At 64.7% G+C, this 25690-nt stretch carries 29 protein-coding genes and 2 tRNA genes; 19 read left to right on the forward strand and 12 right to left on the reverse strand.

The genetic code is table 11. From position 1 onward, the window contains the following. Positions 1-15: 15 nt before the first annotated feature. Positions 16-471 carry an iron-sulfur cluster assembly scaffold protein gene (locus QQL28_RS00095; RefSeq protein ID WP_284260003.1) on the reverse strand — a complete coding sequence of 152 codons (456 nt, stop codon included), beginning with the start codon at positions 469-471 and terminating at the stop codon, positions 16-18. A 253-nt stretch (positions 472-724) separates the two neighbouring features. On the opposite strand from QQL28_RS00095, the gene folE reads away from it, so the two are divergent. The 4 genes from folE to QQL28_RS00115 all read left to right on the forward strand — a co-directional run bounded on the left by folE (position 725) and on the right by QQL28_RS00115 (position 4356). Then, positions 725-1414 (forward strand): GTP cyclohydrolase I FolE, encoded by a 690-nt coding sequence (folE, locus tag QQL28_RS00100; protein ID WP_284260004.1) that lies wholly within the window; start codon positions 725-727, stop codon positions 1412-1414. Between the two features lie 28 nt (positions 1415-1442). Further along, positions 1443-1865, forward strand: coding sequence for a phosphoribosyl-AMP cyclohydrolase (gene hisI / locus QQL28_RS00105; protein ID WP_284260005.1), 423 nt, complete (start codon positions 1443-1445; stop codon positions 1863-1865). Positions 1866-2017: 152 nt separating this feature from the next. Further along, entirely contained in the window at positions 2018-3034 is a 1017-nt protein-coding gene (locus QQL28_RS00110; protein ID WP_284260006.1) for a lysozyme family protein, read from the forward strand. 146 nt (positions 3035-3180) lie between these two features. After that, the gene (locus tag QQL28_RS00115; RefSeq protein WP_284260007.1) at positions 3181-4356 is read left to right on the forward strand and encodes a DUF2336 domain-containing protein; all 1176 of its coding nucleotides are present in this window, start codon (positions 3181-3183) and stop codon (positions 4354-4356) included. A gap of 145 nt (positions 4357-4501) precedes the next feature. Here QQL28_RS00115 and QQL28_RS00120 read toward each other — a convergent pair whose 3' ends face one another. From QQL28_RS00120 to QQL28_RS00130, 3 genes are all read right to left on the reverse strand, one after another. Next, the gene (locus QQL28_RS00120) at positions 4502-5080 is read right to left on the reverse strand and encodes an Hpt domain-containing protein (protein ID WP_284260008.1); all 579 of its coding nucleotides are present in this window, start codon (positions 5078-5080) and stop codon (positions 4502-4504) included. A 30-nt stretch (positions 5081-5110) separates the two neighbouring features. Continuing rightward, the gene (locus QQL28_RS00125) at positions 5111-5656 is read right to left on the reverse strand and encodes a response regulator (protein ID WP_027525630.1); all 546 of its coding nucleotides are present in this window, start codon (positions 5654-5656) and stop codon (positions 5111-5113) included. 90 nt (positions 5657-5746) lie between these two features. Further along, positions 5747-6529, reverse strand: coding sequence for an NAD kinase (locus QQL28_RS00130; protein WP_284260009.1), 783 nt, complete (start codon positions 6527-6529; stop codon positions 5747-5749). Between the two features lie 189 nt (positions 6530-6718). Here QQL28_RS00130 and QQL28_RS00135 point away from each other — a divergent pair, with 189 nt between their 5' ends. Continuing rightward, complete coding sequence (locus QQL28_RS00135; protein ID WP_284260523.1) at positions 6719-8287, forward strand: S10 family peptidase; 1569 nt, start codon at positions 6719-6721, stop codon at positions 8285-8287. Here QQL28_RS00135 and QQL28_RS00140 read toward each other — a convergent pair. Further along, complete coding sequence (locus QQL28_RS00140; RefSeq protein ID WP_284260010.1) at positions 8277-9662, reverse strand: serine hydrolase domain-containing protein; 1386 nt, start codon at positions 9660-9662, stop codon at positions 8277-8279. The two genes, QQL28_RS00135 and QQL28_RS00140, sit on opposite strands and share 11 nt — an antisense overlap. Positions 9663-9773: 111 nt before the next feature. After that, positions 9774-10313, reverse strand: coding sequence for a tetratricopeptide repeat protein (locus QQL28_RS00145; RefSeq protein WP_284260011.1), 540 nt, complete (start codon positions 10311-10313; stop codon positions 9774-9776). Between the two features lie 272 nt (positions 10314-10585). Here QQL28_RS00145 and QQL28_RS00150 point away from each other — a divergent pair, with 272 nt between their 5' ends. The 4 genes from QQL28_RS00150 (at position 10586) to QQL28_RS00165 (ending at position 12997) form a co-directional block, all read left to right on the forward strand. After that, positions 10586-10966 (forward strand): His-rich protein BRANT, encoded by a 381-nt coding sequence (locus tag QQL28_RS00150; RefSeq protein WP_284260012.1) that lies wholly within the window; start codon positions 10586-10588, stop codon positions 10964-10966. A gap of 203 nt (positions 10967-11169) precedes the next feature. Further along, on the forward strand, positions 11170-11589 hold the full coding sequence (locus tag QQL28_RS00155) for a hypothetical protein (RefSeq protein ID WP_284260013.1): 420 nt from the start codon (positions 11170-11172) through the stop codon (positions 11587-11589). A gap of 287 nt (positions 11590-11876) precedes the next feature. Further along, positions 11877-12584 (forward strand): outer membrane protein, encoded by a 708-nt coding sequence (locus QQL28_RS00160; RefSeq protein WP_284260014.1) that lies wholly within the window; start codon positions 11877-11879, stop codon positions 12582-12584. Between the two features lie 173 nt (positions 12585-12757). Then, a complete protein-coding gene (locus QQL28_RS00165) occupies positions 12758-12997 on the forward strand; it encodes a hypothetical protein (RefSeq protein WP_284260015.1) in 240 nt (79 codons plus the stop codon). Between the two features lie 9 nt (positions 12998-13006). On the opposite strand, the gene QQL28_RS00170 is transcribed toward QQL28_RS00165, so the two are convergent. After that, positions 13007-13261 (reverse strand): hypothetical protein, encoded by a 255-nt coding sequence (locus QQL28_RS00170; protein WP_284260016.1) that lies wholly within the window; start codon positions 13259-13261, stop codon positions 13007-13009. Between the two features lie 304 nt (positions 13262-13565). Beyond that, entirely contained in the window at positions 13566-13952 is a 387-nt protein-coding gene (locus QQL28_RS00175) for a hypothetical protein (protein ID WP_284260017.1), read from the reverse strand. Positions 13953-14055: 103 nt separating this feature from the next. Between QQL28_RS00175 and QQL28_RS00180 the strand changes: the two genes are divergently transcribed. The 3 genes from QQL28_RS00180 to QQL28_RS00190 all read left to right on the forward strand — a co-directional run bounded on the left by QQL28_RS00180 (position 14056) and on the right by QQL28_RS00190 (position 16661). Continuing rightward, positions 14056-14223, forward strand: a complete 168-nt coding sequence (locus tag QQL28_RS00180; protein ID WP_284260018.1) for a hypothetical protein — start codon at positions 14056-14058, stop codon at positions 14221-14223. Between the two features lie 98 nt (positions 14224-14321). Continuing rightward, positions 14322-14801, forward strand: coding sequence for a GNAT family N-acetyltransferase (locus tag QQL28_RS00185; RefSeq protein WP_284260019.1), 480 nt, complete (start codon positions 14322-14324; stop codon positions 14799-14801). Positions 14802-14963: 162 nt separating this feature from the next. After that, positions 14964-16661 carry a methyl-accepting chemotaxis protein gene (locus QQL28_RS00190; RefSeq protein ID WP_284260022.1) on the forward strand — a complete coding sequence of 566 codons (1698 nt, stop codon included), beginning with the start codon at positions 14964-14966 and terminating at the stop codon, positions 16659-16661. 205 nt (positions 16662-16866) lie between these two features. On the opposite strand, the gene QQL28_RS00195 is transcribed toward QQL28_RS00190, so the two are convergent. Continuing rightward, the gene (locus QQL28_RS00195; RefSeq protein ID WP_284260023.1) at positions 16867-17211 is read right to left on the reverse strand and encodes an alpha/beta hydrolase family protein; all 345 of its coding nucleotides are present in this window, start codon (positions 17209-17211) and stop codon (positions 16867-16869) included. Positions 17212-17313: 102 nt separating this feature from the next. Between QQL28_RS00195 and QQL28_RS00200 the strand changes: the two genes are divergently transcribed. From QQL28_RS00200 to QQL28_RS00210, 3 genes are all read left to right on the forward strand, one after another. Beyond that, positions 17314-18030, forward strand: coding sequence for a class I SAM-dependent methyltransferase (locus QQL28_RS00200; protein WP_284260024.1), 717 nt, complete (start codon positions 17314-17316; stop codon positions 18028-18030). Positions 18031-18132: 102 nt separating this feature from the next. After that, positions 18133-19965 (forward strand): outer membrane protein assembly factor BamB family protein, encoded by a 1833-nt coding sequence (locus QQL28_RS00205; protein WP_284260025.1) that lies wholly within the window; start codon positions 18133-18135, stop codon positions 19963-19965. Between the two features lie 312 nt (positions 19966-20277). Then, complete coding sequence (locus tag QQL28_RS00210) at positions 20278-20451, forward strand: hypothetical protein (RefSeq protein ID WP_284260026.1); 174 nt, start codon at positions 20278-20280, stop codon at positions 20449-20451. Positions 20452-20476: 25 nt separating this feature from the next. Here QQL28_RS00210 and QQL28_RS00215 read toward each other — a convergent pair. Beyond that, positions 20477-20551 (reverse strand) — tRNA-Thr (locus tag QQL28_RS00215). Positions 20552-20747: 196 nt separating this feature from the next. Beyond that, complete coding sequence (locus tag QQL28_RS00220; RefSeq protein ID WP_284260027.1) at positions 20748-21221, reverse strand: hypothetical protein; 474 nt, start codon at positions 21219-21221, stop codon at positions 20748-20750. Positions 21222-21529: 308 nt separating this feature from the next. On the opposite strand from QQL28_RS00220, the gene QQL28_RS00225 reads away from it, so the two are divergent. Together QQL28_RS00225 and QQL28_RS00230 are read left to right on the forward strand one after the other, a co-directional pair. Continuing rightward, entirely contained in the window at positions 21530-22024 is a 495-nt protein-coding gene (locus tag QQL28_RS00225; protein WP_284260028.1) for a hypothetical protein, read from the forward strand. 59 nt (positions 22025-22083) lie between these two features. Next, a complete protein-coding gene (locus QQL28_RS00230) occupies positions 22084-22563 on the forward strand; it encodes a hypothetical protein (protein ID WP_284260029.1) in 480 nt (159 codons plus the stop codon). A gap of 75 nt (positions 22564-22638) precedes the next feature. On the opposite strand, the gene rlmB is transcribed toward QQL28_RS00230, so the two are convergent. Beyond that, complete coding sequence (gene rlmB / locus QQL28_RS00235; protein ID WP_284260030.1) at positions 22639-23469, reverse strand: 23S rRNA (guanosine(2251)-2'-O)-methyltransferase RlmB; 831 nt, start codon at positions 23467-23469, stop codon at positions 22639-22641. A 212-nt stretch (positions 23470-23681) separates the two neighbouring features. On the opposite strand from rlmB, the gene QQL28_RS00240 reads away from it, so the two are divergent. Both QQL28_RS00240 and QQL28_RS00245 read left to right on the forward strand, forming a co-directional pair. Further along, positions 23682-23767 (forward strand) — tRNA-Tyr (locus QQL28_RS00240). Positions 23768-24202: 435 nt separating this feature from the next. Continuing rightward, positions 24203-25684 carry a ferritin-like domain-containing protein gene (locus tag QQL28_RS00245; RefSeq protein WP_284260031.1) on the forward strand — a complete coding sequence of 494 codons (1482 nt, stop codon included), beginning with the start codon at positions 24203-24205 and terminating at the stop codon, positions 25682-25684. Positions 25685-25690 lie beyond the last annotated feature (6 nt).

Below are 25690 nucleotides of genomic sequence, written 5' to 3' on the forward strand. Positions count from 1 at the left end.
TGACATGAGCCGCGCTCAGTCCTGCGCCGTGGCCGGCTGTTTCGTCTTTGCTTCGATCTGGCCGATGGCATCGACCACGGCGTCGAAGGTCAGGAGTGTCGAAGCGTGGCGCGCCTTGTAATCGCGGACCGGCTCGAGGAACCTGATCTCGGCCCATTTTCCGTCCGGCGGAGCGCCGTTTTCCTTCAGCATCTTGCGAACGGTTTCGCGTAACTCACGGAGTTCGCTCGCAGTCGAGCCGACCACGTGACTTGCCATGATGGATGAAGACGCCTGTCCGAGCGCGCAAGCCTTCACGTCATGGGCGAAGTCGGTGACGGTGTCCCCACTCATCTTGAGATCGACCTTCACGGTCGAGCCGCACAGCTTGGAGTGAGCGGTGGCGCTGGCGTCGGGATCGGAGAGGCGACCCAGACGGGGGATATTCCCGGCCAGCTCGATGATCCGCTTGTTATAGATGTCGTTCAGCATGTGATGGAGTCCGAGACCTTCCGGGCGGCTTCCGGCGGGATCGGCCTTGGCGGCCGCCGTCCTCGGTCTTATATAGGGTCGGAACTGGTGGAAAAACAGCCCGGTGGCCTTGTCGGCGGCGGTCGAGCACCTCGCTCCGACGGTCAAGGGAGGTTGATCGCCAAACTTGGTTGTTCTCTCTCAGGCGTCCGGCGGCTTGACCGCCCCGTCTGCCGGTGACACTCCGGCCGCAAGGCCGTCGAACGGAGTTGACATGGACGCGTTGATCAAACCCATCCGCCCCAGCAAGCCTTCCGACAAGCAGGCCGATCGCCCCGCTGAGCTCGATCCTGCTGAATTTCTCGCGGCCGCCGTCCGTGCCGACCAGCCGCGCCCGGCGCGCGCCGAGGCCGAGCAGGCCGTGAAGACGCTGCTCGCCTATATCGGCGAGAACACCGAGCGCGAGGGCCTGCTCGACACGCCGCGCCGCGTCGTCGAGGCCTTCGACGAACTCTATCAGGGCTACCATCAGTGCCCGGCCGAGGTGCTGGACCGCACCTTTGGCGAGACCGCCGGCTATGACGACTTCGTGCTGGTGCGCGACATCGAGTTCACCTCGCAGTGCGAGCACCACATGATGCCGTTCTACGGCAAGGCGCACATTGCCTATACGCCGGTCGAGCGCGTCGTGGGCCTCTCAAAACTCGCGCGGCTGACCGACATCTTCGCCCGCAGGCTCCAGACCCAGGAGCACCTGACCGCGCAGATCGCGGCCGCGATCGACGAGATCCTCAAGCCCCGCGGCGTTGCGGTGGTGGTTGAGGCCGAGCATACCTGCATGTCGGTGCGCGGCGTCGCCAAGCATGGCGCGATGACGTTCACCAGCCGCTTCACCGGCATGTTCCGCGACAATCCGGCGGAGCAGGCCCGCTTCCTGTCCCTGGTGCGAGGCTCACAGCGCTGACCCTCGCGACGAATTTGCGAGGGGTCTCGTGTCCACGCACTCCCACGACATCGAGGAAGGGCTGAGCTTCCAGCCCAAATTCGACGCGACCGGCCTTGTCACCTGCGTGGCGACGGATGCCACGACCGGGGACGTGCTGATGGTCGCCCACATGAACGACGAGGCGCTGCGCAAGACCATCGCGACGGGCGAAGCTTGGTACTTCAGCCGCTCGCGCAATGCGTTATGGCGAAAAGGTGAGACGTCGGGTCAGACCCAGCGGGTCGTCGAGATGCGCACCGATTGCGACCAGGATGCGGTCTGGATCCGGGTCGAACAGGTCGGCGCAGCCTGCCATACCGGCCGCCGGTCGTGCTTCTACCGCAAGGTGGAGGCCGATGACGGGAGCGCCAAGCTCGTGTTCGTCGAGGCCGAGCGGCTGTTCGATCCCGACGCGATCTATAAGAAGTGACTCCTATCGTTCCGGGTTCGCACCTTCGGTGCGCCCCGGAATGACAAGGGGAAGCATCTTAACCCCGCATTAACCATAGCTGTCCCAGGTTGGCACGACATGGCGCCGAATTGCCGGCGTCATCAATGCCGCGCGGAGCGGGGCTGCCCATTATGTCGGTCGACAACTCAAGTGCCACGACGACGGCGGGGATCGATCCGTCGCGGGCGCGTGTGACCGGCGCGATCAAGCAGGCCTCCAATCTCACCGGCGTCAGCTTCGAATACATGCTGACCACCGCGAAGATGGAATCGGATTTCAATCCGACCGCGGGCGCGTCGACCTCGTCCGCGCACGGGCTCTATCAGTTCATCGACCAGACCTGGCTCGGCACCGTGAAGGAGGCGGGCACCCAGCTCGGCTACGGCAGCTATGCCGATGCCATCACCAAAACCTCCTCCGGTAGCTATACGGTCGCTGATCCCACCATGCGGAGCTCGATCATGAAGCTGCGCGATGATCCGCAGGCCGCATCGAGCATGGCCGCGGTGCTGACACAGTCGAACAGCTTCAAGCTGACGGGCCTGCTCGGCCGCCGTCCAAGCGACAGCGAGCTCTATATGGCGCACTTCATGGGCGTCGGCGGCGCGGCCAAGCTGATCGCCAACGCCGAGGATAATCCGCAAGCGGTCGGCGCGCGGCTGTTTCCCAATGCGGCCGCGGCCAACCGTTCGATCTTCTATGCCAGGGACGGCCGCGCGCGCAGCGTCTCCGAGGTCTACTCGGTGCTGGATACGCGTTATGCCAGCGCCGCGAATTCGAAATCGACGCGGAGCGCGATGGCCATGTACGGCGACACGCCGTCGACGACGCAGGTCGCGAGTGCCAACGGCGTGCAGCCCACGCCGCTGATCAACAGCGCCGCCTATCTCCAGACCTTCCCGGATACGCGCGTGGCGACGCCGGTCAGCGCGACGTCGGCGACGACGGTGGCGGACGATTCGCCGAGCACACCGGTGTTTCGCTCGATCTACCAGCCCGGCGACAGCACGCAGCCGGTTTCGGCCACGGTGCAGAAATTGTGGGGCAATAACGCCTCGCTCACGTCGGTGACGAATGCGACGCCGGACGTTCGCGCGCCGCAGCCGCTCGACCTCTTCAGCGATCGCAGCGGCACCTTCTCGAGCTAGGCTCGCGCTGCAAAATTTGCAGCCCTTAACAAAACGTCAATAATACCAGTCGGTTATGGTGAACGCTTTGTTAAGCGTCGTGGTTTATTTTGTCTTGCAGGTGACGGGGGTCACCGTTTCGTTTGGTTGCGTAGGCCGGAAGCACAATGATCGTTCGGCAGTTTATCAATTGGATCAGGACTGCGTCCGCCGGTGAGCGGGCCGAGGCAACACGGGCGTTGGCCCGTGCCTGGTTGATTTCAGACCTTTCACACGACGACCGCGTCGCCGCCGAAGGCGCACTGTTGATGCTGCTCGACGATCCGTCGCCGCTGGTGCGCCAGGCCATGGCGGAAGCCTTCGCGCGCTCGACGGAGGCGCCGGCGGCGATCGTTCAGGCGCTGTCGACCGACCAGCCGTCGGTCGCGCTTCCCGTGCTCGAACATTCGCCGCTCCTGATCGATGCCGATCTCGTCGACATCGTGGCGACCGGCAATTGCGAGGTCCAATGCGCCGTCGCCCGCCGTATCGCGCTGCCAGCGTCGGTCTGCGCCGCGATCGCCGAAGTGGGCTGCGCGGCGGCGGCGCTCGAGCTGATCGAAAATCCCTACGCCGAGCTCGCGCCGTTCTCCTGGGACCGCATCGTCGAGCGTCACGGCCATCTTGCCGCGATCCGCGAGGCGCTGCTGGTGCTCGAGGATCTGCCCGCGGCCACGCGCGCCGCGCTGGTCGCAAAACTCTCCGCGACGCTGGCGCAGTTCGTGATCGCCCGTAACTGGCTGAGTGCCGATCGTGCCGAGCGCATCGCGACGGAGGCGCGCGACCGTTCCACCGTCAACATCGCGGCGCGCTCGCGCGGCGAGGACATGCAAGGCCTCGTGCGCCACCTGCGCGCGACGTCGCAGCTCACGGCAGGCCTGATCCTGCGTGCGCTATTGTCGGGCAATCTCGAATTGTTCAATGCGGCGCTTGCGGAATTGTCGGAGCTGCCACCGGCGCGCGTCGCGGCACTGCTGCACGACCGCGGCGGAGCCAGCCTGCATGCGCTTCTGCGCCGCGCGGGCTTTCCGGAATCGACCTTCGCGGCCTTCCAGATCGCGCTCGAGGCCTGCCACGAGAACGGCTTTGTCGACACCCCGGATGGTGCCGCGCGGCTGCGCAGGCGGATGGTCGAGCGCGTGCTCACCCATTGCGAGACCGATCGCGACGCGACCGAGCCGCTGCTCATCCTGCTCCGCCGCTTCGCGACGGAATCGGCGCGCGAGGAAGCGCGCCTGTTCTGCGACGAGCTCGTCGCGGAGGAGCCGAATGCGCCGGTCTATGATGACCTGATCGCGGCGTAGTCAAAGCCGGCGATTGGGCCGGCTCGCGACGCAAGCTCCATCATTGCTGTGCAAGCACAGCGAAGCAATCCAGACTACCTATGCGGAGGCGGTCTGGATTGCTTCGTCGCTACGCTCCTCGCAATGACGAGGAGAGGGCGGAACGCTAATCCCCCGGCACGATGCTCGGCGCCAGAATCGCTTCGAGATGCTCGGGGCGGTCGCGGTTGACGTGGGCGAGATAGTCGTCGGCAACCCTGCGCAGGCGGCGGCTGAGCTCGCCCGAGACGCTCAGGCTGTCGAGCCTGGTGTTCTCGTGCACGATGGCCTGGATGGCGTTGATGTGGTGCGAGAACAGCTCGCCCGGCACCTTGGCAAGATCCGGCGCATGCTCGATGACGCGGCACAGGCTTTCGGCGATGACCGCGGCGGACGGATAACCGAACGTCGCGGCGTCGCCCTTGATGTCGTGGGCCGCACGAAACAGCTCGTCGCGCGCCTCCTTGGTGAAGCCGTCCTTCTGCACGGCCGCGTAGGCCGCAGCCAGCCGTCCGGCCTCCACCGCCATCCAGTCCTTGAACTCCGAGGAGAGTCCGGCGAGCGCCTGTTCGGCGCGACCGACCGGGTCGTCCATGTCCTTTTCCTCGACCCGGCGCAGCACCTTGCGCAGCGGATTGGGCTGCGTGATCACGTGGTGGGTGGCGAAGGCCTTGACCTCGATGTCTCTGGGGCTGTTCCTGGCCATGATGCCTGCCTCGATGGTTGAGGTCGCTCGCTAGATGGAGGACCGCGCTTTGTCGAGCAGCGAGGGCTGCTGGAGCACCTCGTGCTTTTCGCCGACGCGGCGCTCGGGGCCCATATAGGCGGAGCTCGTGTTGCGGCGGCGATCGGGTCCGAAATAGGTCTTGGTCTTGATGAAGGGCCGGGGATTGGCGACCACGTTCAGGATGCGCTGGTAGAGGCCCTTGGCCGAGATCGGCTTGGCCAGGAATTCGGTGACGCCGGCATCGCGCGCCACGGTGACCCGGCGCTTCTCGGAATGACCGGTCAGCATGATGATCGGCGCGTAGGGGTTGCCCTTGGATTCCGGCTGCCGGATCATCTGCGCCAGCTCGAGGCCGTCGAAGATCGGCATCGCCCAATCGGTGATGACGATGTCGGGCACGTAGTGGCTGTACATTTCGAGGGCGGTGGCGCCGTCTTCGGCCTCATAGACCTCGCGCGCGCCGAAGGAGTGCAACAGCGTCCGCAGGATGCGTCGCATGTGCGGATTGTCGTCGCAGACGAGGAAGCGCAGCTTGTTGAAATCGATGCGGAACATGACGCCCGGGCCGAAGCGGTCAAACTTCGTTAACCATATCGCGCCGGAGGTTAAGGAAGCGTTGCTTTTGCGGGCCCGCCGAAGCGGGGCCTAGTAGCCGCCGAACTGCTCGCGCAGGATGCGCTCTTCCAGGCTGTGGCCGGGATCGAACAGCATCCGCATCGAGATGGTCTTGTCGGACAATACCTCGACGCGGCGGACATCGCGCACCTCGTCATGATCGGCGACCGCCGCGACGGGGCGCTTCTCGCCTTCGAGCACCTCGATCACGACATAGGCGGTGTTGGGCAGCAGCGCGCCGCGCCAGCGACGCGGGCGGAATGCGCTGATCGGCGTCAGCGCCAGCAGGGCGGCGTTGATCGGCAGGATCGGGCCCTGTGCGGAAAGATTGTAGGCCGTCGAGCCTGCCGGCGTCGCCACCAAGACACCATCGGCAATCAATTCCGCCATGCGCTCGCGCTCGTCGATCAGAATCTTGAGCCGCGCCGCCTGATGGGTCTGGCGGAACAGATAGACCTCGTTGATCGCGCGATGGACATGCGCTCCGCCATGCACGTCGGTCGCACGCATCAACAGCGGATGAATGACCGACTCGTGCGCGGCCTCGAGCCGCGCCCGCAGGTCGTGAGTCGAGAACTCGTTCATCAGGAAGCCGACCGTGCCGCGATGCATGCCGTACATCGGCTTGCCCGCGCGCATGTGCTGGTGCAGCGTCTGCAGCATCAAGCCGTCGCCGCCGAGCGCCACGATGACGTCGGCCTCATCGGGATTGCAATTGCCGTAAAGTCCGGTGAGCTGCGTGAACGCGGCCTGCGCCTCGGCGCCTGCGCTGGCGACGAAGGCGATCCGGTCATATCGCTTGGGCTTTGTCATGAAATCGCGGGGCTCGAAAGGGTCAGGCCGGCTCGAAAAGGTGTCCCGAGGTCGTCTATACGACCTCTGCGGTTCTTGTCGAGCGTGACCCTGCGCCATGGCAAACGGTCAATACGCCGTGATGCCGCGCCATTGTCGCAATCTTGTGCTACGGCTTGTAGCGGATAACAGGGAGTGAGCAGCGTGACCATCACATCGCCGGGGCTTCGCCGCGGGGGGCTTTTGCTGGCGCTCCTCGCCTTCGCCACGCTCGGCCCGGTCCGCGCGGACGACCCGCCACAGCCGCGTCCCGAGGCGACGGCGCCGGCCGGCCAGAAGGGCGGCGGACGCGGCGGCAACGCGCAAAACACGCCGCAAAATCCCCCTGTAGCGGCCGAGCAGCATCGCCTGCCGCCGGACTCAACGACCAGGCAGACGCTGGAGCTGTCCGGGCGGACACTCAATTTCTCGGCGACCGCCGGCTCCATCCGCGTATTCGACGACAGGGGCGAGCCGCAGGCGGAGATTGCCTACACCTCCTATCAGCTCGACGGCACCGACCGCGCCACGCGCCCGGTGACATTCTTCTTCAACGGCGGGCCCGGCGCATCGTCGGCCTGGCTGCAACTCGGCAATGCCGGTCCCTGGCGGCTGCCGATCAATGCCGACGAGGTCACGCCATCGGCCTCTCCGGAGGTGAGGCCCAATGCGGAGACCTGGCTCGATTTCACCGATCTCGTCTTCATCGATCCCGTCGGGACCGGCTATAGCCGCTTCGTGGCGACCGGCGAGGATGTCCGCAAGCGGTTCTATTCCGTCGACGGCGATGTCAGCGCACTCGCGCTGGTGATCCGCCGCTGGCTCGAGAAGCACGACCGGCTGCTGTCGCCAAAATACGTCGCGGGCGAAAGCTATGGCGGCATTCGCGGACCGAAGGTCGTGCGCCAGTTGCAGATGCAGCAGGGCGTCGGCGTCAAGGGACTGATCATGGTCTCGCCCCTGTTCGACTTCCGCGAGTTCACCGGCACCAGCCTCCTGCAATATGTCGCGACGCTGCCGAGCTATGTCGCGACAGTGCGCGAAGCCAAAGGTGCGGTGAAGCGGTCCGATCTCGCCGACGTGGAAGCTTACGCGCGCGGCGAGTTCCTGGCCGACCTCGTCAAAGGCGAGGCGGACGGGGAGGCGGCCACGCGCCTGGCCGACAAGGTCGCCACGCTGACCGGCATCGACCAGGCGGTGAGCCGCAGGCTCGCGGGCCGCTTCGACGTCGGCGAATTCCGCCGCGAGCTCGACCGCAAGAACGGCAAGGTGACCGGCCGCTACGATGCCTCCGTGCGTGGCTTCGATCCCTATCCGGATTCCTCCGGCTTCCGCTTCGGCGATCCCTCGGGCGACACGCTTCAGGCGCCGCTGACCAGTGCCGCGGTCGATCTCCTCACGCGCAAGCTGAACTGGCGGCCGGACGGCTCCTACGAGGTGCTCAACGGCGCAGTCGAACGGGCCTGGGATTTCGGCCACGGCATCAATCCCGCGCAGTCGGTGTCGGAGCTGCGCCAGATCCTCGCAACGGACGCGAAGATGACGGTGCTGGTCGGACACGGCCTGTTCGACCTCGCCACGCCCTATTTCGGCTCGCAGATCGTACTCGACCAGTTGCCCGCCTTTGCCTCAGGGCCGCGCGTCAAGCTCGTGGTCTATCCGGGCGGCCACATGTTCTATTCGCGCGATGCGTCGCGGCAGGCGTTTCGTGCCGAGGTCGAGGCGATGATCAAGCAGTAGGCCGGCGTTTCCGCGGCGTGTATTTGCGCGCGATCTCGCGCGCAATCACGTTCTCGGGCTTGACGTTGATGCCGGCGAGCCAGATGTCGCGAACCTTGCCGCGCTTGTCGCGGATACGGCGCACCGGCTCACCATGGCTGGCGTAGCCCGCGGCGGACGCGAAGTTGCCGGCATCGCGGCCGGTGACCTCGATCTCGGCCGCATCCATGAACGGATTGTTGAATTGAGGATTGGCGACCACGACGCGGTTGCCCATCGGCACGAGATCGACCGCGCCCCAGATCGTCCACCAGCGGCCGGTCCAGTTGCGTGACCGCCGATCGGGTGTCCCACGGCTCTGGAACGCACGCAGGATCTGCATCGCGCCGTCCATCCAGATCGGCGCGGCGCCGTCGATGCAGTTGCTGAGCATCGTGATCGCGAGCTCGCAGGCTGGAATGGAGCAGGTCCGGGAGATGTAGCCCTGGAAGCCGCCGCCATGGCCGAACCAGTCCCAGCCGTCGGTCTTGCCGGCGTTGACGCCGAGGCCGTAATAGCCCTCAAGATTCTGCGGAATGCGCCAGTGGTTTCGTGTCATTTCGCGCCGGCTCGCGACCGACAGCACGCTCCTCTTGGCGTTCGGCGCGAGCTGCGCGAAGAAGCGGGCGGTGTCGGCAGCGGTCGCAACGAAGCCGGCGGCGGACGTCATCGCGTGGGTGGGGTTGTCGCCGGGGATCACGCAGCGCTCGCCAAGCGGCAGTTTTCGCGTGTGACCGCGCGCAAATGGCGTGGTCTTGGGAAGCGGCGGGCTCGGTTCGGTCTCGCGCAGGCCGGCGGGCTCGATGATCTCGCGCTTGATCCAGATGGGGTAGGGCTCATTCGTGACGGCTTCGATCACGAGCCCGATCAGGCCAAAGCCGTGATTGGAATATTTGAAGCGCGTGCCGGGCTCGATCGCGGTCGCCGTTTGCAGCTCCGCCAGCAGCTCCTCCTCGTTGAGATAGGGGCGGCTGTCGATGAACTGGCCGGAGTCGGCACCGTCGCGCGTCAGGCCTGCGCTATGGGAGAGCAGCTGAGCGATCGTCGTCTCGGCGACGCGCGGATGCAAGTCCCCGACATAGTCGCCGACGGGGTCGTCGAGCCGCAGCTTGCGCCGCTCGCGCAGTTTCAAGATGCCCGCAGCGGTGAAGCTCTTGGAATGCGAGGCAATGCGAAAGCGGTGACGCGGCGTCAGCTTTTCGCCGGTGTCGAGATTGGCGAGGCCGAACGCATGCTCGGCCACGACCTCGCCGCGATGGGTGATCGCGACGATGAGGCCCGGCTGTTGCGAGCCGACGAGCTGAAACTCGATCCATGAGCCGATGTAGTCGATCGCGGCTCGTAACCAGGCATCCATTGCCCACCACGCGAGAAGCAGAGGTACTTCGCGAAAGCTAGCCGACAAGACAGAACCGGCGCAACCCCCGAGGGTTGCGCCGGTTCATTGGTCTCAAACGTAGAGTCGTCGTCAGTAGACGAGGGTTGTGCCCGTCGGCTTGTCGAGCGCCGCGGCGAGCGAGCGGTATTCGTCGCTGCCGGTGCCGGCGAGCGAGGCGACCTTGTTCAGATGATACTGCGCCTGTTCGCGGTTGCCCTGTTCGAGCTGCCAGAGCCCGTAATACTGCCAGGTGCGCACGTGGTTCGGATCGTCCTTGAGCGCCAGCTCGTAGTAGGTCTGCGACTGCTTGTAGTCGCCGAGCTTGCGATAGGAGTAGCCGATCAGGTTGGCGACGTCGGCGACGTCATCGCGCTTGAGCGTCTTGAGCTGGTCGATGGCGCTCGCATAGTCGTGGTGATCGTAGATCGTGGTGTAGGCCGTGCGATAGGCCGCGAGGAATTTGGGATCGCTGACGGAGGAGCTCTTCTTTTTCTTGCTCTTGGTCGAACCCGAATCTGACGGCGCAGACGGGCTGTCGCTGCCGTTGGCATAGGCGTTCTGGAGTGTCGGCACGGCGACCAGCGTCATGGAGACGATTGCCGGAACCAGAAGCTTTGCAAATTTGCTCATCTATTTCTCCCGTATGGAAACGCGGCGATCCTACACGATTGCCTGCTGACGGGAACACCTGAGCACCAAAAACATTCCCGACCGCTCGGCTTATTCCCGGAACAACCATGGCCGGATCTGCCGCCGAGAACATGACAAAGATGTCATCGAGATGAACGGAAGCCATCCGCGCACTTCAGAATGGGTTCAGCGCGCCCCGCCTAACGTCTCCACCATGATCGAAGGGTTGGCGAGAGGGCGCCGCCTCAAGATCCTTCCAAGAGGAGACCACCATGTTGAAGACCATTTCTGCAGCTTTCATCGCCGCTTCCGTCATCGCTGCTCCGGCCTTCGCTGCCGAAGCCGGCAAGACCACGACGCCGGCCCCGGTGATCAAGGCGGACCAGACGCAGAGCAAGGCGTCGACCACCGGCGCCAAGGCTGACGTTAAGGCTGACGCCAAGACGGGCATCAAGAGCGACGCGAAGACGGATGCCAAGCTCGACACCAAGACGAAGGCGATGAACGCCAACGCCGCCGTCACGCCGAGCGAGCACAAGTCGGTCCACAAGCATCGTCATCACCACAAGATGCTTTCGGCCAAGAAGCAGCCGAAGGCCCAGCCCGACGTCTCCAAGCCGGGTGCGCCGGTGACGACCGAGAAGCGCAGCTAGTAGCTGATCCCGCGCGGTGGCGACCCACATTGCCCCGTCACCGCGCGATAGGGTTCAGGCCCGGCCCGACTGCCATCGCGCCTCGCGAAAGCGTGAGCGATGGCGGCGGGCCGATGCGCTGCTTCTGGGGCGAGAAGCAGATTCCCTCGGCCCGACCTTGCGGCTAGAACGTCCTTCGCGTCCGGTCGGGAGAGAGGGGAGTCGTGGGGGGATTGGCAAAGCGCGTAGGCGTCCTGGTGCTGCCGCTGCTGCTTGCGGCTTGCTTCGGCAGCGACGGCGGGCGGCCGTCCCTGGACGATGGCGGAAGCTCGGCGCCGCAACCCTTTCCCGACAATTTCCGCAGCGAGGCGCTCGCCATCATGCACAGCTATCTGAACGACCCGGTCGGCGTGCGCGATGCCGCGATGGCGGATCCGGTCATGCGCACGGTCGGCGGCCGGCCGTTCTATGTGAGCTGCCTGCACTTCACCCCGCGCGAGAGTGATGGCAGTTACCGGGCAATGCGCGAGCGGGCAATCGTCTACGTCAACGGCCGCGCCGACCGCGTCGCGGAGCGGGTCGGCGAGCTGTGCGCGGGTGCGGTTTACGCACCCTTTCCAGAACTCGAAAAGATGATGCGGTAGTGCAAAGCCCGCCTTCATCGCCTGGTGGTAGGACGGGAGCGGCTGGAAGCCGCTGATCACATTTCGGGGAGCCTTGAACGGGGCCTTTGTCCCCAGCGACAAATTGTTACGGCAGTGTGCGCGCGAGCGAAAAAATCTGTCGTCACGAGGGAACGCCGGGGAACAAAAAGCCGTTGTTGAAGCCTCGTCGCAGGACCGAACGATCAAGGCTCCGGCATCGCCGCGAAGCAACCAAATTCAAGCCAAGTTGTTTGCCGAGGGTGAATTCGAGATAACGGGGATCATCCATGAAGACGTTCTTGCTCGGCGCAGCCGCTCTGCTCGCGCTGGCAGCTCCAGCCGCGGCAGCCGACATTCCGGCGCGTCCCTACACCAAGGCTCCGGCCTACACGGCGCCGCAGGTCGTCTACAACTGGACCGGCTTCTACATCGGCGGCCATGTCGGCGGTGCGTTCGCCGGCGACAACACCTTCCAGTCGAGCGACGCCCGCTTCCTCGGCGGCGTGCAGGGCGGCTTCGACTACCAGTTCGCACCCAACTGGGTGGTCGGCATCGAGGCCCAGTATTCCTGGCTGCCGTCCAACAACCATGGCATCCTGTTTCCGGCCGGCACGCTCGTGACCTCCAACACCGACCAGCTCGGCTCGGTGACGGGCCGCGTCGGCTACACCTGGGGCCCGGCGCTGGTCTACGCCAAGGGCGGCTATGCCTGGCGCAACAATAATTTCGGCGCCAGCGTCGGCGGCGTGCCCACCGCGGTCACCACCACGGGCAACAACAAGGACGGCTACACCGTCGGTGCCGGCCTCGAATACATGTTCGCGCCGAACTGGTCGGCCAAGGCCGAGTACCAGTACTATAATTTCGGCAACACCACCGTCACCGCCGGCCCGGCGGACGTCGTTGGCGTGCGCGGCCGGGAGGACGAGCATACCGTCAAGGTCGGCGTGAACTACCGCTTCGGCTGGGGCGGTCCGGCGGCCTCGCGCTACTGATCCTCGAATAGCAACGACAGACTGCAAAGGCCGGCTTCGCCGGCCTTTGTTTTGCATGTCTGGTCTCACGAGCGTCATGGGCGTGCGGTAAAGCAAAAATAATTTTTGCCCCTTACGGAACACGCGCCGGGACGCGTTATTATGGGATTGCCGGGCTGGGTGGGATGACGAACATGCGTATCTTGGCGTCGGTGGTGATCTCGTTATTCGTCACGCTGCCGTGCTCGGCACAGACGATCCTCAAATCCGAACCGCTGGTCTTGGCGCCTTATGAGGTGGCCTTCGTGCAGGATTTCTCCTGCGGACCGGGCCGGGTGCTGAAGGTCACCGGCGCGATCCGTGGCCTGCATCGGCGCAAGGCCTGCGTGGTGCTGTCGGGCGAGCAGGCATCGCTGGCGATCGCTACGCCCTGAAGTACGTCTTCACGAATTGAACTGCAGCTCCATCCTGGATTGCCGCTCGGCGTCTGCCTTGTTCTTGGCAGGATCCTCGCCCGGACCAGTGCGGCACGGCTTGATCTCGTAGTCATTGTCCAGGATGCGGCGCGGTCCCGGCCTGTCTTCGTCGGTGGCGACGTCCACGACCAGGCCGCTCTGCTGCGCAATTTTCCAGACGTCGGCCTCGCTCGGATAGGCCTTGCTGAGTTGGGCGTCGTTGTAAAACAGCGCGTAGGGCATCGGTCCTGCCTCCGGAACGGCCATAACGCTCGAGTGGATTGAGGGTTTCAGCCTGGCTTCACCGGATGGCGCGTCATCACGGATCCGTGAATGGGGCGGCCGGGGCTTGAGTCGTAAACGAGTCCTGAATCCCAAAAAAAAGAATCCCTGGGACTCCCGGGCTGGAATCAGCGGATGTTTCTGGCCATGACGACCGGCCTGAAAACCTCCTGCGAGCACATGCTCCTGCCGCTCACGCTGGCGCTGATCGGCGCCTGTGCGGCCAATCTGCTGCTGGTCTGGTCCTGGCTCTGATGGCCTGAGGTCAGGTCGCGGCCGGCGGCCGGGGCGGGGGATTGCTGATGGCGTCCCTGACCTTGGCGAGGGTCGACTGGCAAAACTCCTCGCGCTCGCGCTCGAAACGCTCCTGATGCTTGCGGAAATTGGCAACCCTGGCCAGCACCTCGCTGCGGAAATCGCCTGATCTCCTGGGCGGCGAGACCTGGAAGGGTTGGGGCGGAGGCGCCGTCTGCGGCGGCTGCTCGACCTCACGGACGTCTTCGATCACCACCACGGAGGTGACCTCCATGGCGATTGGCGGGGGCACGGAAGCAGACCCCGTCAGGAGCGTCTCCTCCTTCCGTCCGGTCACGGATTGAACAAAAGCTAACGTCTGCGCAATAAGCGCATCGCGTTCCCTGATCCACTTCATGGTCCACCTCTGCGCGCACGCCATTCCAGCAAACCGGCCGCGCCGAATCAAGCCATGCTTGCAGGGGATTGCATATTTTTCCCGATCGCCCGAAAATGCGGCAATGAAATCGAAGGACGAATCGTCGGAAGAGGCCGAGGGCCTGTGCCTGGTGCGCGCCTTCCTGTTGCTGCCGCCCGACAAGCGGCGTCTCGTGCTCAAGTTCGCCGATGAGCTTGCACGCGCGCAGGATCGCCACGAGACGGAGAGGACGGAAGCGTCCCCGACCTGAGCAACGACGGCACCCTAGCTCGGGCTGTAGCTGTGTCCGTGCACAGCTTGCGCGTTCGTGCGGCCTCGGCTTTTGTCGGCGCCATGCCCGAGATAGAAATGGCCGAGATAGAGACCTACATCGTCAACCCCGGCACCGCCGAGATCGACATCTGCGCGCGCTGGCGCGCGGAGACGTTTTCGGTGCTCGAGGCGAGCGTCGAGAAGGAGCGGCGTACGCTCAATCGCTTCGCGGCGGACCAGGCGCGGCAGGTGGCCCTGATCGCCAAGCGCGGGACGGTGCCGGTCGGCACCTGCCTGCTGGTGCCCTCCGAGATTGAGCCCAACCACCAGGTCTCGCCGTGGCTTGCCGGACTGTTCGTGGCGCCGGAGCATCGGCGGCATGGGGCCGGCGCCGTGCTGGTGCGCGCGATCGAGGCGCAGGCCCGCGTGCGCGGCTTTGCCCAGATCTTCCTCTACACGATCAGTGCCGCGCCGTTCTATCAGCGGCTCGGCTGGGACCTCGTTGAGCACACCGACTGGAAAGGCTTTGGACGAACCGCCTTCATGTCGCGCACGATCAAGGTGATGTCGCCGTAGTCGTAGAAAGCTTACAGGAAGCTTACAAGGCGGGTCCCAACGGTTATTTTCCCGTAATTTTACGCTCGCAAATTTGTATCAAGTTTTAATGTCCGTGGGTTCCATTGGGGCGGGTTTCCCTGCCGGGTTCCACGCCGATTGGCTCCACACGGACAAGTTGCGATGCGCTTTTTGAATAATCTGAAGATTGTCTTGAAAGTCGGCCTGATCGTTACGGTGCTGGGCAGTGCCCTCATCGGCGTGGCGGCCTTCAGCGCAATCCAGCTGTCCTCGACGGTCGATAGCTTCTCTGAGTTGACGGAGGCCGAATCGGCAGCGCTGGGCCTAACTCGTGCGCAGCGGCGGGCGGAAACTTATCACGCCGCGCTCTACGCCACGCTGACGGAGACCACCGAGGAGGGCAACGCCAGGCGCCTTAAGATCGCGAACGAGAATCGCAATCAGATCGCCGGCTTCCTCGATGCCGCAATCAAGGAGGATGCAGCCCGCGCCGGCGAAATCCGCACCATCCGCGACAAGTTGAAGGGCGTGTTTGCAGCCTGCGACCCGGTGCTCGAGGCCGGGGCCAAGGCGAGTACGACGGAAGAAAACGCCAAGGCTGCCGACCGCGCCCACAAGGAGTGCGATCCGGTGATGGATGCAGCGCTCGCCGACATCGCCAAATTTGCGGCGGAGACGGCCGAACAGGTTACCAAGCGCAGGCAAGCGCTCGGCGCGGAGGCCAGCGCCTCGATCCGCACGATGATCGGTGTCAGCGCGGCCGGCCTGCTGCTCGGCGTCGTGATCGCGCTCTTCATCGGCCTCAAGGCGATGTCGCAACCGATCGCCCGGCTCAAGCTCGCGATGGAGGGATTGGCCCGGAACGATCTTTCGACCGAGGTGCCCGAGAAGGATCGCCGCGACGAGATCGGCGAAATGGCGAAGACGGTCGAGATCTTCAAGACCAATGCGCTCGAGGTCGAGCGGCTCAAGAAGGCCCAGGAAGACGCCGAGCGGCAGGCCGCCGCCCAACGCCGGCGTGACATGGTCGATCTCGCCGACGGGTTCGAGCGCGCGGTTGGGGAGATCGTCGATACCGTCGGCTCCGCCTCCACCGAGCTCGAAGCGTCCTCCTCGACGCTCGCGACCACGGCGCAGCGCGCGCAGGAGCTGACATCGGTCGTGGCTGTCGCCTCGGGCGAAGCCACCGGCAACGTCCAGTCGGTTGCCTCCGCGACCGAGGAGCTGTCGTCCTCGGTCAACGAGATCAGCCGCCAGGTGCAGGAATCCGCGCGGATGGCGATCGACGCGGTGGGCCAGGCGCGCTCGACGACCGAGCGGGTCAGCCAGCTCTCGACCGCGGCGACGCGGATCGGCGACGTCGTCGAGCTGATCAACACGATTGCCGGCCAGACCAACCTGCTTGCGCTGAACGCCACCATCGAGGCCGCGCGCGCAGGCGAGGCCGGTCGCGGCTTTGCGGTGGTCGCCTCCGAGGTCAAGTCGCTGGCCGAGCAGACCGCGAAGGCGACTGGCGAAATCGGCCAGCAGATTTCCGGCATCCAGACCGCCACCCAGGATTCTGTGACGGCGATCCGCGAGATCTCGGCAACCATCGAGCGGCTGTCGGAAGTCTCTTCGACGATTGCCGCGGCGGTGGAAGAGCAGGGCGCCGCGACGCAGGAGATCGCGCGCAACGTTCAGCAGGCCGCCCGCGGCACCCAGCAGGTGTCCTCGAACATCGGCGACGTGCAGCGCGGCGCCGCCGAGACCGGCTCGGCCTCCTCGCAGGTGCTCTCGACCGCGAAGATGCTGGCGACCGACAGCAACCGGCTGAAGCTCGAAGTCGGCAAATTCCTGTCGACGGTGCGCGCCGGCTAGGCGTGGGGGCACCGGTGACCCGGCGGCCTTGCGCCGCCGGCGCCGCAGACCTTAACGCACAATCAGAAGAGCCAGCGCGACCACGAACAGCATGCCCGTCGCAACGACGGCCGCGACCGCACCTGCGGTGATCTTGGCTCTTTCCTGGCTGGAATAGGGGCGCATGGGATTGCGCACTCTAACTGAACTTTGATCCAGCGTGTAGTCAGCGCCCTAAGTCGGCGAGCCGTGCCTGAAAGAACCGGCTGACGCGGTCGATCGCATCCGCAGCCATCGGATCGGTATCGGAGAAGTCAAAGCCGTGGGGCTTGCCGGGATAGGGTACGAACTCGGCCTCGGCACCGACGGACCTCGCAAGCTCGATCAATTTCCGTCCGTTCGCGATCGAGACGTTCTGGTCGGCTTCGCCGTGCAGCAGGATCACGGCGGGGCGTTTTCCGGAAGCCTCCGCGGCATGACGCGTCAAGGCGTCGTCGCCGGGCTCAGCGCGCGCTACGGGTGACAGCGAGAGCAGGGCCAAGCCTGCAAGGGTGGTTCGTCGCGTGATCATCAGCAACTCTTTTCCAGCGGATACTCATCGGGAGGTGTGGCCTGTATAGTGTGCCTGCGACGGAAATTTGACTTGCCTGGAATTCGCTTGAGGTCATGCCCAATGTCTTCCGATCGTCCACTTGTGCTCGCCCATCGGCGCTTCCTCGCCGACCGCGAGAGTTTTGCCGGTCTCGATCTTGCCGGACGGTTTGACCGCATCGTCCGTACCAATCTGTGGGGCGCTCCGACCTCGGTGTCGGGGCTTGGCTCCGAAGACCCGGCCACCGCCGCGATCAGGGCAGCGCTGCCGCCTTTGCTGCGGCGCCTCGGCGTGCGTTCGCTGCTCGATGCGCCCTGCGGGGATGCCGGCTGGATCGGCGGATGCAGGCTCGACGTCGACTATATCGGCGTCGATATCGTGCCGTCGCTGATCGAAGCCAACCGCCGGCGGGTTGCGCAGGGCGAGCTCCTGGGCCGCTTCATCAGCGCTGACATCACGCGGGATGAACTGCCTCGGGCCGACGTCATCCTGTGCCGGGATTGCCTCGTGCATCTGAGCTTTCAGAACATCTCCCGCGCGCTGGCGCGTTTCCGCGCCAGCGGTGCGCGTTTTCTGCTCGCCACCACTTTTCCGGAATGGCGGGACAATTTCGACTGCGAGGATGGCGACTGGCGCGCATTGAATCTCGAGCGGGCGCCGTTCGGCTGGCCGGCGCCGCTGGAGGTGATCAACGAGCGTTGCGAGGAGGGCGGAGGCGGCTGGCGGGACAAGAGCCTCGGGCTGTGGCGTCTTGCCGATCTGCCCGATGAGACAGGAGACATTGCGAAGGCCTTGTGACGGGCGTCGCCGCGACGTCTGTTGCTCTCTCCGAGGCCTTCGCACTACACTTCGCTTTGCGTGACGGAATTTCGCTTCGCTGCTCTTGCTGGGGTGTGAACGATGAAGCTGAACGCAATCGTGGCCTTATTGCTGATCTCCTGCGGTGCTCCCGCGATTGCGCAACAGGATGGCGCCGCGCTCTATGCCACGCATTGCGCGCAATGCCACGATAGCAGCGCCGCGCAGAGCCGGGTGCCGCCTCGCAGTGCGATGCAGGCGATGTCGTTCGAGCAGGTGTTGGCGACACTCAGCACCGGCAGCATGGCGGCGATGGCGCAGGGGCGCAGCGATGACGAGCGCAAGGCGATCGCATCCTTCGTCACCGGCAAGGCGGCGGTGAGCGGCGCGGCTGCGGCCGCCGACGCGTCCGGCCGCTGCACGCAGGCCGTCACCGCTTTTCCTCAAGACATCGACGGGCCGCACTGGAATGGCTGGGGCGCCGATCTCAACAACAGCCGTTTCCAGCCGGCCGGGATGACGGCGGAGCAGGTGCCGCATCTGACGTTGAAATGGGCGTATGCGTTTCCCGGCGCGACGCTCGCCTTTGCGCAGCCGACGGTCGTCGGCGGGCTGTTATTCGTCGGCGGCTCCGATCGCAAGGTGCGGGCGCTCGATGCGAAGAGCGGCTGCACGGTGTGGACGTTTGCACCCGACCTCACGGTCCGCGCGGCGATCAGCTTCGGGCAGGTCCCGGGCACGGATCAGTTCGCGATATTCTTCGGCGATGGCCGCGCCAACGTCTATGCCGTCAATGCGCTGACCGGCGCGCTGATCTGGAAAGTGAACGTTGAAGAGCACCCGGCCGGTCGGATCACCGGCGCCCCGGTGCTTTATTCCGGCGTGCTCTACGTGCCGGTGTCCTCGCTCGAGGAGGCGGCTGGATCGCAGCCGAATTACGAATGCTGCACCTTCCGCGGCAGCCTCGTCGCGCTGGAGGCCGCGACGGGCAAGCTGATCTGGAAGGCCTACACGATCCCCGAGGTGCCGCAACCGACGACGAGGAATGCGCGCGGCACGCAGCTTTATGGTCCGTCCGGCGCCGCAATCTGGTCTGCGCCGACGATCGACACCGAGCGGAAGGCGATCTATGTCGCGACCAGCAACTCCTATTCGAACCCGCCGGCCGCGACCAGCGATGCCGTGCTGGCGTTCGAGCTTGCGACCGGACGGCTGCTCTGGAAACAGCAGGCTTCGCCGAAGGACGCCTTCGTCGTGGCCTGCTTCACCGCCGACCAGACCAATTGTCCTGATGATCACGGGCCGGATCATGATTTCGGCCAGTCGCCGATCCTGGTGAAGCTGCGCGACGGCAAGCGCGTCATCGTCATCGGCCAGAAATCGGGCGTCGTGCACGCGCTCGATCCGGACAACGAGGGCAAGATCCTCTGGCAGACGCGGATCGGGAAGGGCGGTCCGCTCGGCGGCAGCGAATGGGGCTCGGCCGCGGACCAGGACCGCATCTATGTCGCGATCTCCGACGTGCGCTTCCTGCGCGACGGCACCCGGCGGCTCGACTCGACGCAAGGCGGCGGGCTGTTCGCACTCGATTTGGGAAGCGGCAAGGTCGCCTGGGAGGTGCCGCCGGTCGCTTGCGGCGAGCGCCCGCAATGCAGCCCCGCGCTGTCAGCTGCAATCAGCGCGATTCCCGGTGTCGTGTTCTCCGGTGGCGTCAGCGGGTACTTGCGCGCCTACGCGACCGCGGATGCAAAAATGCTGTGGGAGTTCGACACCTCGCGGACCTACAAGGCCGTTAACGGCGTTGCGGCGTCAGGCGGCGCGATCGACGGCCCGGGTCCGGTGATCGTCGACGGCATGCTCTACACCAACTCCGGCTACGGCCAATGGAGCGGCACCGCCGGCAACGTGCTGCTGGCGTTCGAGGTGGGGAAGTGAGGCTGGGCTAGGCCTGCGAAGTATGAGCAGGACGCAACGGATTCACATAAGCAAGTGCGGGAACCCGCGAAGCAGAGCAGCTTGCCGGCGTGCCGTTTTGACACCGGCGCGGACGTTCGGCCTCAGCACTACGCCTCCACCAGGGCCCCCAGATGCTGAGGCCGTTTTTTTATGCTCGTCTCCAGACTGTCCTGCTGCGGGACGAACGCCAGTCAGCATTATTTACGAGCTGTGAACCATGAAGAATGATTGGAAAATTTTAGCGAAACGATCTGCGGGCCCTTCGCGTCAGGTTTGCTGGAGGGTGCAGCGATGGTCACAGATGCAGGTTTCGACGAGCGTGAAAGCGAGATCGCCCGCTACAGGATCTTGGCGCAGGAGGTGACGGATCCGCTTGCCGCGCGTCTGTTGCACCACATCGTCATCGATCTCGAAGCCGACCTGCTGCGCGATCGTGCCGCCAGTGCAGTCAAGTCCGATGGATGAGGCGAGGAGGTGAGCGTCAAGAAGCTGGTGCCGGCTGAGGGGATTGAACCCCCGACCTTCGGTTTACAAAACCGCTGCTCTACCGCTGAGCTAAGCCGGCCACTTTCAGGAAACACGAAAAACCACCGGCATGGCGCCGGCAAGGTCCGCTTTCGTGCGGTCGCAATACCAGACTTGTCCGGAAAGTGCCAGAACCCGCCGGCGCTGCACCAAGGGAGCGCCGCTCGGGTGCAAGCGATCAAAAAAACAGGCGGCCCGAGGGCCGCCTGAGCCATTTCAGCCTGAAAGCGAGCGTCCTACTGGCAGAGATGGCGGCGACCGTCGTCGCCCTTGATCCAGGTGCCGGGCCTGCAAACGATGCCGTTGCGGGCGGCGTAACTGTTCCAGTCGCCGTGCCAGCCGGTACCGCCCTGGTCGTAAGAGGCGTAGGAATTGTTCCAGCCTCCGAACGGAGCGGTTGCGATTGCGCCCGCGGTGCCAACAGCAGCACCGGTGACGGCGGCCGCAGTGCCGACAGCGGCGCCGGCAGTCGCCGCTGCCGCGTCTGCCGGCCAGAAGCCGGTCTGATCATTCGGAGGCGCCTGCCGGTAGGCGGCACGGCTGTGACGATAATGCCTGCCGGTGGCGGTGCCGGGGGCGACGTTCTGGCAAGCAGGATCCTGGAAGAGGCCCGCGCAGCGGTTCGGATCGTTGGCCATTTGCGCGAAGGCAGGTGTCGCCAGCGCGGACGCGAGAAGCGCAGCCGCGCCAAGAAGCCTGAGGCTCGTCATGGTATTTGCTCCATGTGGTTGAGACCTTGGGTAAGTGCGACGTCCGGCCGTGGTTCCGCGGTTTGTCGCCCGTGGGGTCACATCGACGTGAACCCGTGCAGGATGTTTGTTTGCTGCCACGCAACCGCGCAGCAATGGCGTCATGCGACCGGCAAGCGGTTGCCGTTAACGCTTCGATATCGCCGGCGCGGCATTTGAGCGCCCGCCAATCCTTACGCGTTAGGCTTACCGGAATTTCAGCGGCCTGCCTTAACACTCTGACTGTGGCGATCGGATAGGTTCTCGGCCGATTAACCCGGGACCCTTTCATGCGCGCTGTCGCGCTCATTGCGTTTTTGGTCGGACTGCCCGTGACGGCGCTTGCCGGCGACGGCTTCGACATCGTGATTCCAGGTCGTCCCGCCGTGCCGATCATCATCAACGGCATCGATGCCTCCTACACCGTCATCGAAGGCGAATGGGGGCTGGCGAAGAACGTGCAGGTGCAGCCCACGATCTATGGCGGGCGCTACATCGGCGAGCGACAGCCGAGCGATGTCGGCCATTATTATCCGAGCATGGGCTTGCGGCCCGGCTATGGCCGCCTCGAGGTCGAGCCGCCGACGAATCGCAAATTGCCGCAGCCTGCCGAGAGCTACTACCGGAGCTGGGGCGTGCAATCGGCGCCGCTGCCGCCGCAGGTGGATGTGCCGGCCGATCCGCCGCCGGTGATCCTTGCTCCCCAGATCAACGTCGATCCGCATCGTCGTTTCCGCCCGTCGCCTCACGCGCAGGTGCCCGGCGATCATGAACTGCACAGGTAAGTCCAGGCAGATCGATACCCAAGCAAAATCCAACAAACGAAAATCGACAGGAGAGAGTAATGCGTCAGATGATTTCAGGATTGGTCGCGGCGGCAGCCGTGATGGTGGTGGGGGCGGCGCCCGCCATGGCCTGTGGCTGGAGCCCCTGCGCGGCGCCCGTTGCACCGGTCTATTCGGGCTGCAACACCGGTTGCGGTGGCTGGGGCTTTGATCGCCTCGCCGAGCCGACCACCCAGTATTACTACGTCAACCAGGGCCCGACCTACACCGGCCCCGGCGCGTTCGCGCCGTATCCGACCTACCGTGAGGACGCCGTCGTCAACTATGGCCCGCGGTCTTACGGCTATGGCGCGGCCGTCGCAGCGCCTGCCTATTCCCACTATTACCACCGGCCGTATTACCGTCCGTATCGCTACGGCTACGGTCCGCGCTACGGCTATCTGCCGCGCGTGCACTATGGCTACGGCCCGCGCTATGGCTACGCACACCGCCACTCGCCGTACTACTACGGTCACCGCGTGCTGCGCCGCTATTACTGATCGCCTGATCGGTTGAGTTGAGTTTCGAGACGCCCGTTCGCATCACGCGGACGGGCGTTTTGTTCTGCCTCGAACTCAGCGCTTCATCAGCCCGAGCCGGCTCGCGCCGACATACAGCGACAGCACGGCGGCGTTGGAGACGTTGAGGCTCTTGATCTCGCCGGGCATGTCAAGCCTGGCCACCACGCTGCATGTTTCGCGCGTCAATTGCCGCAGGCCCTTACCCTCAGCGCCGAGCACCAGCGCAAGCGGCTCGCGCAAGGCGACCTCGGAGAGGTCCTCGCTACCCTGGCTGTCGAGGCCGACGGTCTGGAAGCCGCGCTCGTTGAGCGCGGTCAGCGCGCGGGCGAGATTTTGCACGGTCACGATCGGCACGAGCTCGAGCGCGCCGGAGGCGGCTTTCGCCAGCACGCCGGTCGCCTCGGGGCTGTGGCGCGCGGTGGTGACGATCGCTTTTACGGCGAAGGCCGCGGCGGAGCGCAGGATCGCGCCGACATTGTGCGGGTCGGTGATCTGGTCGAGCACCAGTACCATGCCTTCCTGCGCCAGGGTCTCGATGTCGGGCGAGGGCAGGGGATCGGCCTCCGCGAGCAGGCCCTGGTGCACGGCATCTGGCGACAGCAACCGGTCGATTTCCTGGGGACGGACGATCTCGGGGGCGATGCGGGTCTCGATATTCTCCTCGGCGAGACGGCGGGCCGCATTCTCGGTCAGCGTGAGCTTGCGGATCCGCCGTTCCGGATTTTGCAGCGCCATGGTGACCGTGTGCCAGCCATAGAGGATGACCGGTCCGTCGGTTGCCGAATCGCGGTCGCGCCAAGCCGGCCGGGACGCCGATTTTGCGCCTTTGTTGAAGGGCTTAGCCCCGCCGCGCCGGGGTCTGGGACCGAATTTGCGATCGTTCATGCGCTCGCTTGTCTCACGGGTTCCGAAAGTTGGCAATTTGGGTGTCCAAAGAGGCCATTTTAGCTGCTCAGCTCGGTTGACTTTGCCCCGCCGCTTCGCCCATAAACGCGCCCGGTCGCGCCCCGTGTCCCTTCGGGCAGTCGCGGCCTTCACGTCTCCATGGCCGTTTCGGTCCGCCGGCAAGGTCCGGTCCGATTGTGCTGCCGTCGAGCGGGGGAGTGTCCCGAGTGGCAAAGGGAGCTGACTGTAAATCAGCCGCCTCATGGCTTCGCAGGTTCGAGTCCTGCCTCCCCCACCATTGATTTTGCTGCACTAATTTTTCTCGGCCCTCCCGGCCTTTCGAGCCGCCAATGCGCCGCAAGTGCATTGCATTCCCCACGCCCCGGTCGCCAGGCCGAAGCCGGCCATCACCTAGCTCGAGGCCGCGCCGCGCAAGACGATGAGCGATCGTGGCGTCGTCCAGCTCCCGGCCGAGGTGGGGACGGAAGCGGTCGGCTCCACGTCGGACGAGCGCGAAGTCCTGACCTGCCAGCAGTTCGAGCTTTGTCGCGGCAACGTCCAAGGCAGGCCCTGCAGGGCGGACAATAGGGCCTGCACTGCGATCGCGTTGTGACGACGCACGATTCACCTTGTGGTGGTGTGGAACCGATCGTTGGGATATGCTGGTTGAGCATGCCGTCGATTTTCGGGGAGATGATGTGAGCTAGGCTCTGCTTGCTTGGGGAGGACTGTTGTGCAGCAACGTCTAGAGCGTCAGATCGAAAAAAGCCGAGAACTTTCCTGGTACGAACATCTGCTCGTGCTCTTGCAGATGGGGGCATCGATCGAGCATGCCCTCATGGTGCAGTATCTGTACGCGGCCTATTCGCTGCGCGACGATGTCGAGCAGGCGCGGCGCTGGCGCGAGATTCTGTTGCTGATCGCGCGCGAGGAAATGGGACATCTGCTGACGGTGCAGAACGTCCTGGCGCTGCTTGGCGGTCCCATCAACATCGACCGCGAGGACTACCCCTTTCACACGCCGTTCCAGGCCTTTCCGTTTCAGCTCGAGCGCCTGACCCACGGCTCCCTGGCCTGCTATTGCTATGCAGAAATGCCCGTGGGTCTGGAGAAGGATTGCCCTGAACAGTACGCTGCAATTCGCGCGGCCGCGGAGGCGCACGTCGAGCAGCAAGGAGAAAGCTTCGGGGACGAAGTCGAAGGGGACGAAGTCAGACACGTCGGGGAGCTTTACCACCGGATCGTCGAGATCCTCGGCGATCCCGAGAAGATCCCGGACCACTGCTTTGTCGACGCCGCTTTCGGCCAGATGAGCTGGGATGATTGGGGGCGCAGCTACCGCGGCGAACCTGCGCCGAAGACGACAACTGCGGAGGTCGCCGCGCAAACAGGCTCCGAACGGGCCAACCTCTTCATCAGCAAAGTCACGACCCGAGAGCAGGCCATTCTCGCTCTGGCACAGCTTTCCGAGCAGGGCGAAGGCCTCGTTGCGGTTGAAGAATTGTTGGGAGGCAGCAATATCCTGCGAGCGGTCCGCCCCTATATTCAAAGCACAAAAACTGAAGAAAAAAGCCATTACGAGCGCTTCCACGCGATGTACGAGGAGCTTCGCAACCACAAGGATGCGAGTGAGTTCAGCTGGAACGTTCCGTTCAACCCGTCGAGCGACTATTCGGAAAACCGCTGTTCGGCGCACGCATCTGCAGGCAGGACCAAGATCGAAAGCAGGCGGTCGCGCCGGTGGGCGGGGCTTTTCAATGTTCGATATCGCATGCTGCTGACCTGGCTGCTGCATGCGCTCGCGCTGACCAGACGGCATCCGCCGCCGGCAACGGCGCATCTGCGCGGACAAATCATCCACCGCGTGTTCGGCGAGATGTACAATCTAAAGGCGATTGCTGAAATTCTCGTCAAGTCGCCGTTGAAAGATGATCAAGATCTGACGGATCTGCAAAATCCGAAAAGTCCGCGCGCCGGGCCACCATTCGAGATGCCTTTCCGCGTGGCGCTTCCGCCCAACGAGCGCGATACCTGGCGGATTCACAGGGAGGCGATCGCAACATCGCAGGAGCTTTGCAAGAAGCTGCTCAGCGACAAGAAACATGCATGCGCTGTGGAGACCAGGCCCGCAGCGAGAAACTACCTTGCGGCATTGATGCAAGCCGACAGGGGCGCGCTTGAATGGATCAACGCCGTTTTTGATGGTCTCCGGTAGACTGGG

Source organism: Bradyrhizobium iriomotense, assembly GCF_030160715.1.
GTDB classification, from domain to species: domain Bacteria; phylum Pseudomonadota; class Alphaproteobacteria; order Rhizobiales; family Xanthobacteraceae; genus Bradyrhizobium; species Bradyrhizobium iriomotense.

Bases quoted from the DNA above. Each gene is read 5' to 3' on its own strand.
- QQL28_RS00095 (WP_284260003.1), bottom strand. From the start codon at position 471: ATGCTGAACGACATCTATAACAAGCGGATCATCGAGCTGGCCGGGAAT.
- folE (WP_284260004.1), top strand. From the start codon at position 725: ATGGACGCGTTGATCAAACCCATCCGCCCCAGCAAGCCTTCCGACAAG.
- QQL28_RS00110 (WP_284260006.1), top strand. From the start codon at position 2,018: ATGTCGGTCGACAACTCAAGTGCCACGACGACGGCGGGGATCGATCCG.
- QQL28_RS00115 (WP_284260007.1), top strand. From the start codon at position 3,181: ATGATCGTTCGGCAGTTTATCAATTGGATCAGGACTGCGTCCGCCGGT.
- QQL28_RS00120 (WP_284260008.1), bottom strand. From the start codon at position 5,080: ATGGCCAGGAACAGCCCCAGAGACATCGAGGTCAAGGCCTTCGCCACC.
- QQL28_RS00125 (WP_027525630.1), bottom strand. From the start codon at position 5,656: ATGTTCCGCATCGATTTCAACAAGCTGCGCTTCCTCGTCTGCGACGAC.
- QQL28_RS00130 (WP_284260009.1), bottom strand. From the start codon at position 6,529: ATGACAAAGCCCAAGCGATATGACCGGATCGCCTTCGTCGCCAGCGCA.
- QQL28_RS00140 (WP_284260010.1), bottom strand. From the start codon at position 9,662: ATGGATGCCTGGTTACGAGCCGCGATCGACTACATCGGCTCATGGATC.
- QQL28_RS00145 (WP_284260011.1), bottom strand. From the start codon at position 10,313: ATGAGCAAATTTGCAAAGCTTCTGGTTCCGGCAATCGTCTCCATGACG.
- QQL28_RS00150 (WP_284260012.1), top strand. From the start codon at position 10,586: ATGTTGAAGACCATTTCTGCAGCTTTCATCGCCGCTTCCGTCATCGCT.
- QQL28_RS00160 (WP_284260014.1), top strand. From the start codon at position 11,877: ATGAAGACGTTCTTGCTCGGCGCAGCCGCTCTGCTCGCGCTGGCAGCT.
- QQL28_RS00165 (WP_284260015.1), top strand. From the start codon at position 12,758: ATGCGTATCTTGGCGTCGGTGGTGATCTCGTTATTCGTCACGCTGCCG.
- QQL28_RS00170 (WP_284260016.1), bottom strand. From the start codon at position 13,261: ATGCCCTACGCGCTGTTTTACAACGACGCCCAACTCAGCAAGGCCTAT.
- QQL28_RS00175 (WP_284260017.1), bottom strand. From the start codon at position 13,952: ATGAAGTGGATCAGGGAACGCGATGCGCTTATTGCGCAGACGTTAGCT.
- QQL28_RS00180 (WP_284260018.1), top strand. From the start codon at position 14,056: ATGAAATCGAAGGACGAATCGTCGGAAGAGGCCGAGGGCCTGTGCCTG.
- QQL28_RS00185 (WP_284260019.1), top strand. From the start codon at position 14,322: ATGGCCGAGATAGAGACCTACATCGTCAACCCCGGCACCGCCGAGATC.
- QQL28_RS00190 (WP_284260022.1), top strand. From the start codon at position 14,964: ATGCGCTTTTTGAATAATCTGAAGATTGTCTTGAAAGTCGGCCTGATC.
- QQL28_RS00195 (WP_284260023.1), bottom strand. From the start codon at position 17,211: ATGATCACGCGACGAACCACCCTTGCAGGCTTGGCCCTGCTCTCGCTG.
- QQL28_RS00200 (WP_284260024.1), top strand. From the start codon at position 17,314: ATGTCTTCCGATCGTCCACTTGTGCTCGCCCATCGGCGCTTCCTCGCC.
- QQL28_RS00205 (WP_284260025.1), top strand. From the start codon at position 18,133: ATGAAGCTGAACGCAATCGTGGCCTTATTGCTGATCTCCTGCGGTGCT.
- QQL28_RS00210 (WP_284260026.1), top strand. From the start codon at position 20,278: ATGGTCACAGATGCAGGTTTCGACGAGCGTGAAAGCGAGATCGCCCGC.
- QQL28_RS00220 (WP_284260027.1), bottom strand. From the start codon at position 21,221: ATGACGAGCCTCAGGCTTCTTGGCGCGGCTGCGCTTCTCGCGTCCGCG.
- QQL28_RS00225 (WP_284260028.1), top strand. From the start codon at position 21,530: ATGCGCGCTGTCGCGCTCATTGCGTTTTTGGTCGGACTGCCCGTGACG.
- QQL28_RS00230 (WP_284260029.1), top strand. From the start codon at position 22,084: ATGCGTCAGATGATTTCAGGATTGGTCGCGGCGGCAGCCGTGATGGTG.
- rlmB (WP_284260030.1), bottom strand. From the start codon at position 23,469: ATGAACGATCGCAAATTCGGTCCCAGACCCCGGCGCGGCGGGGCTAAG.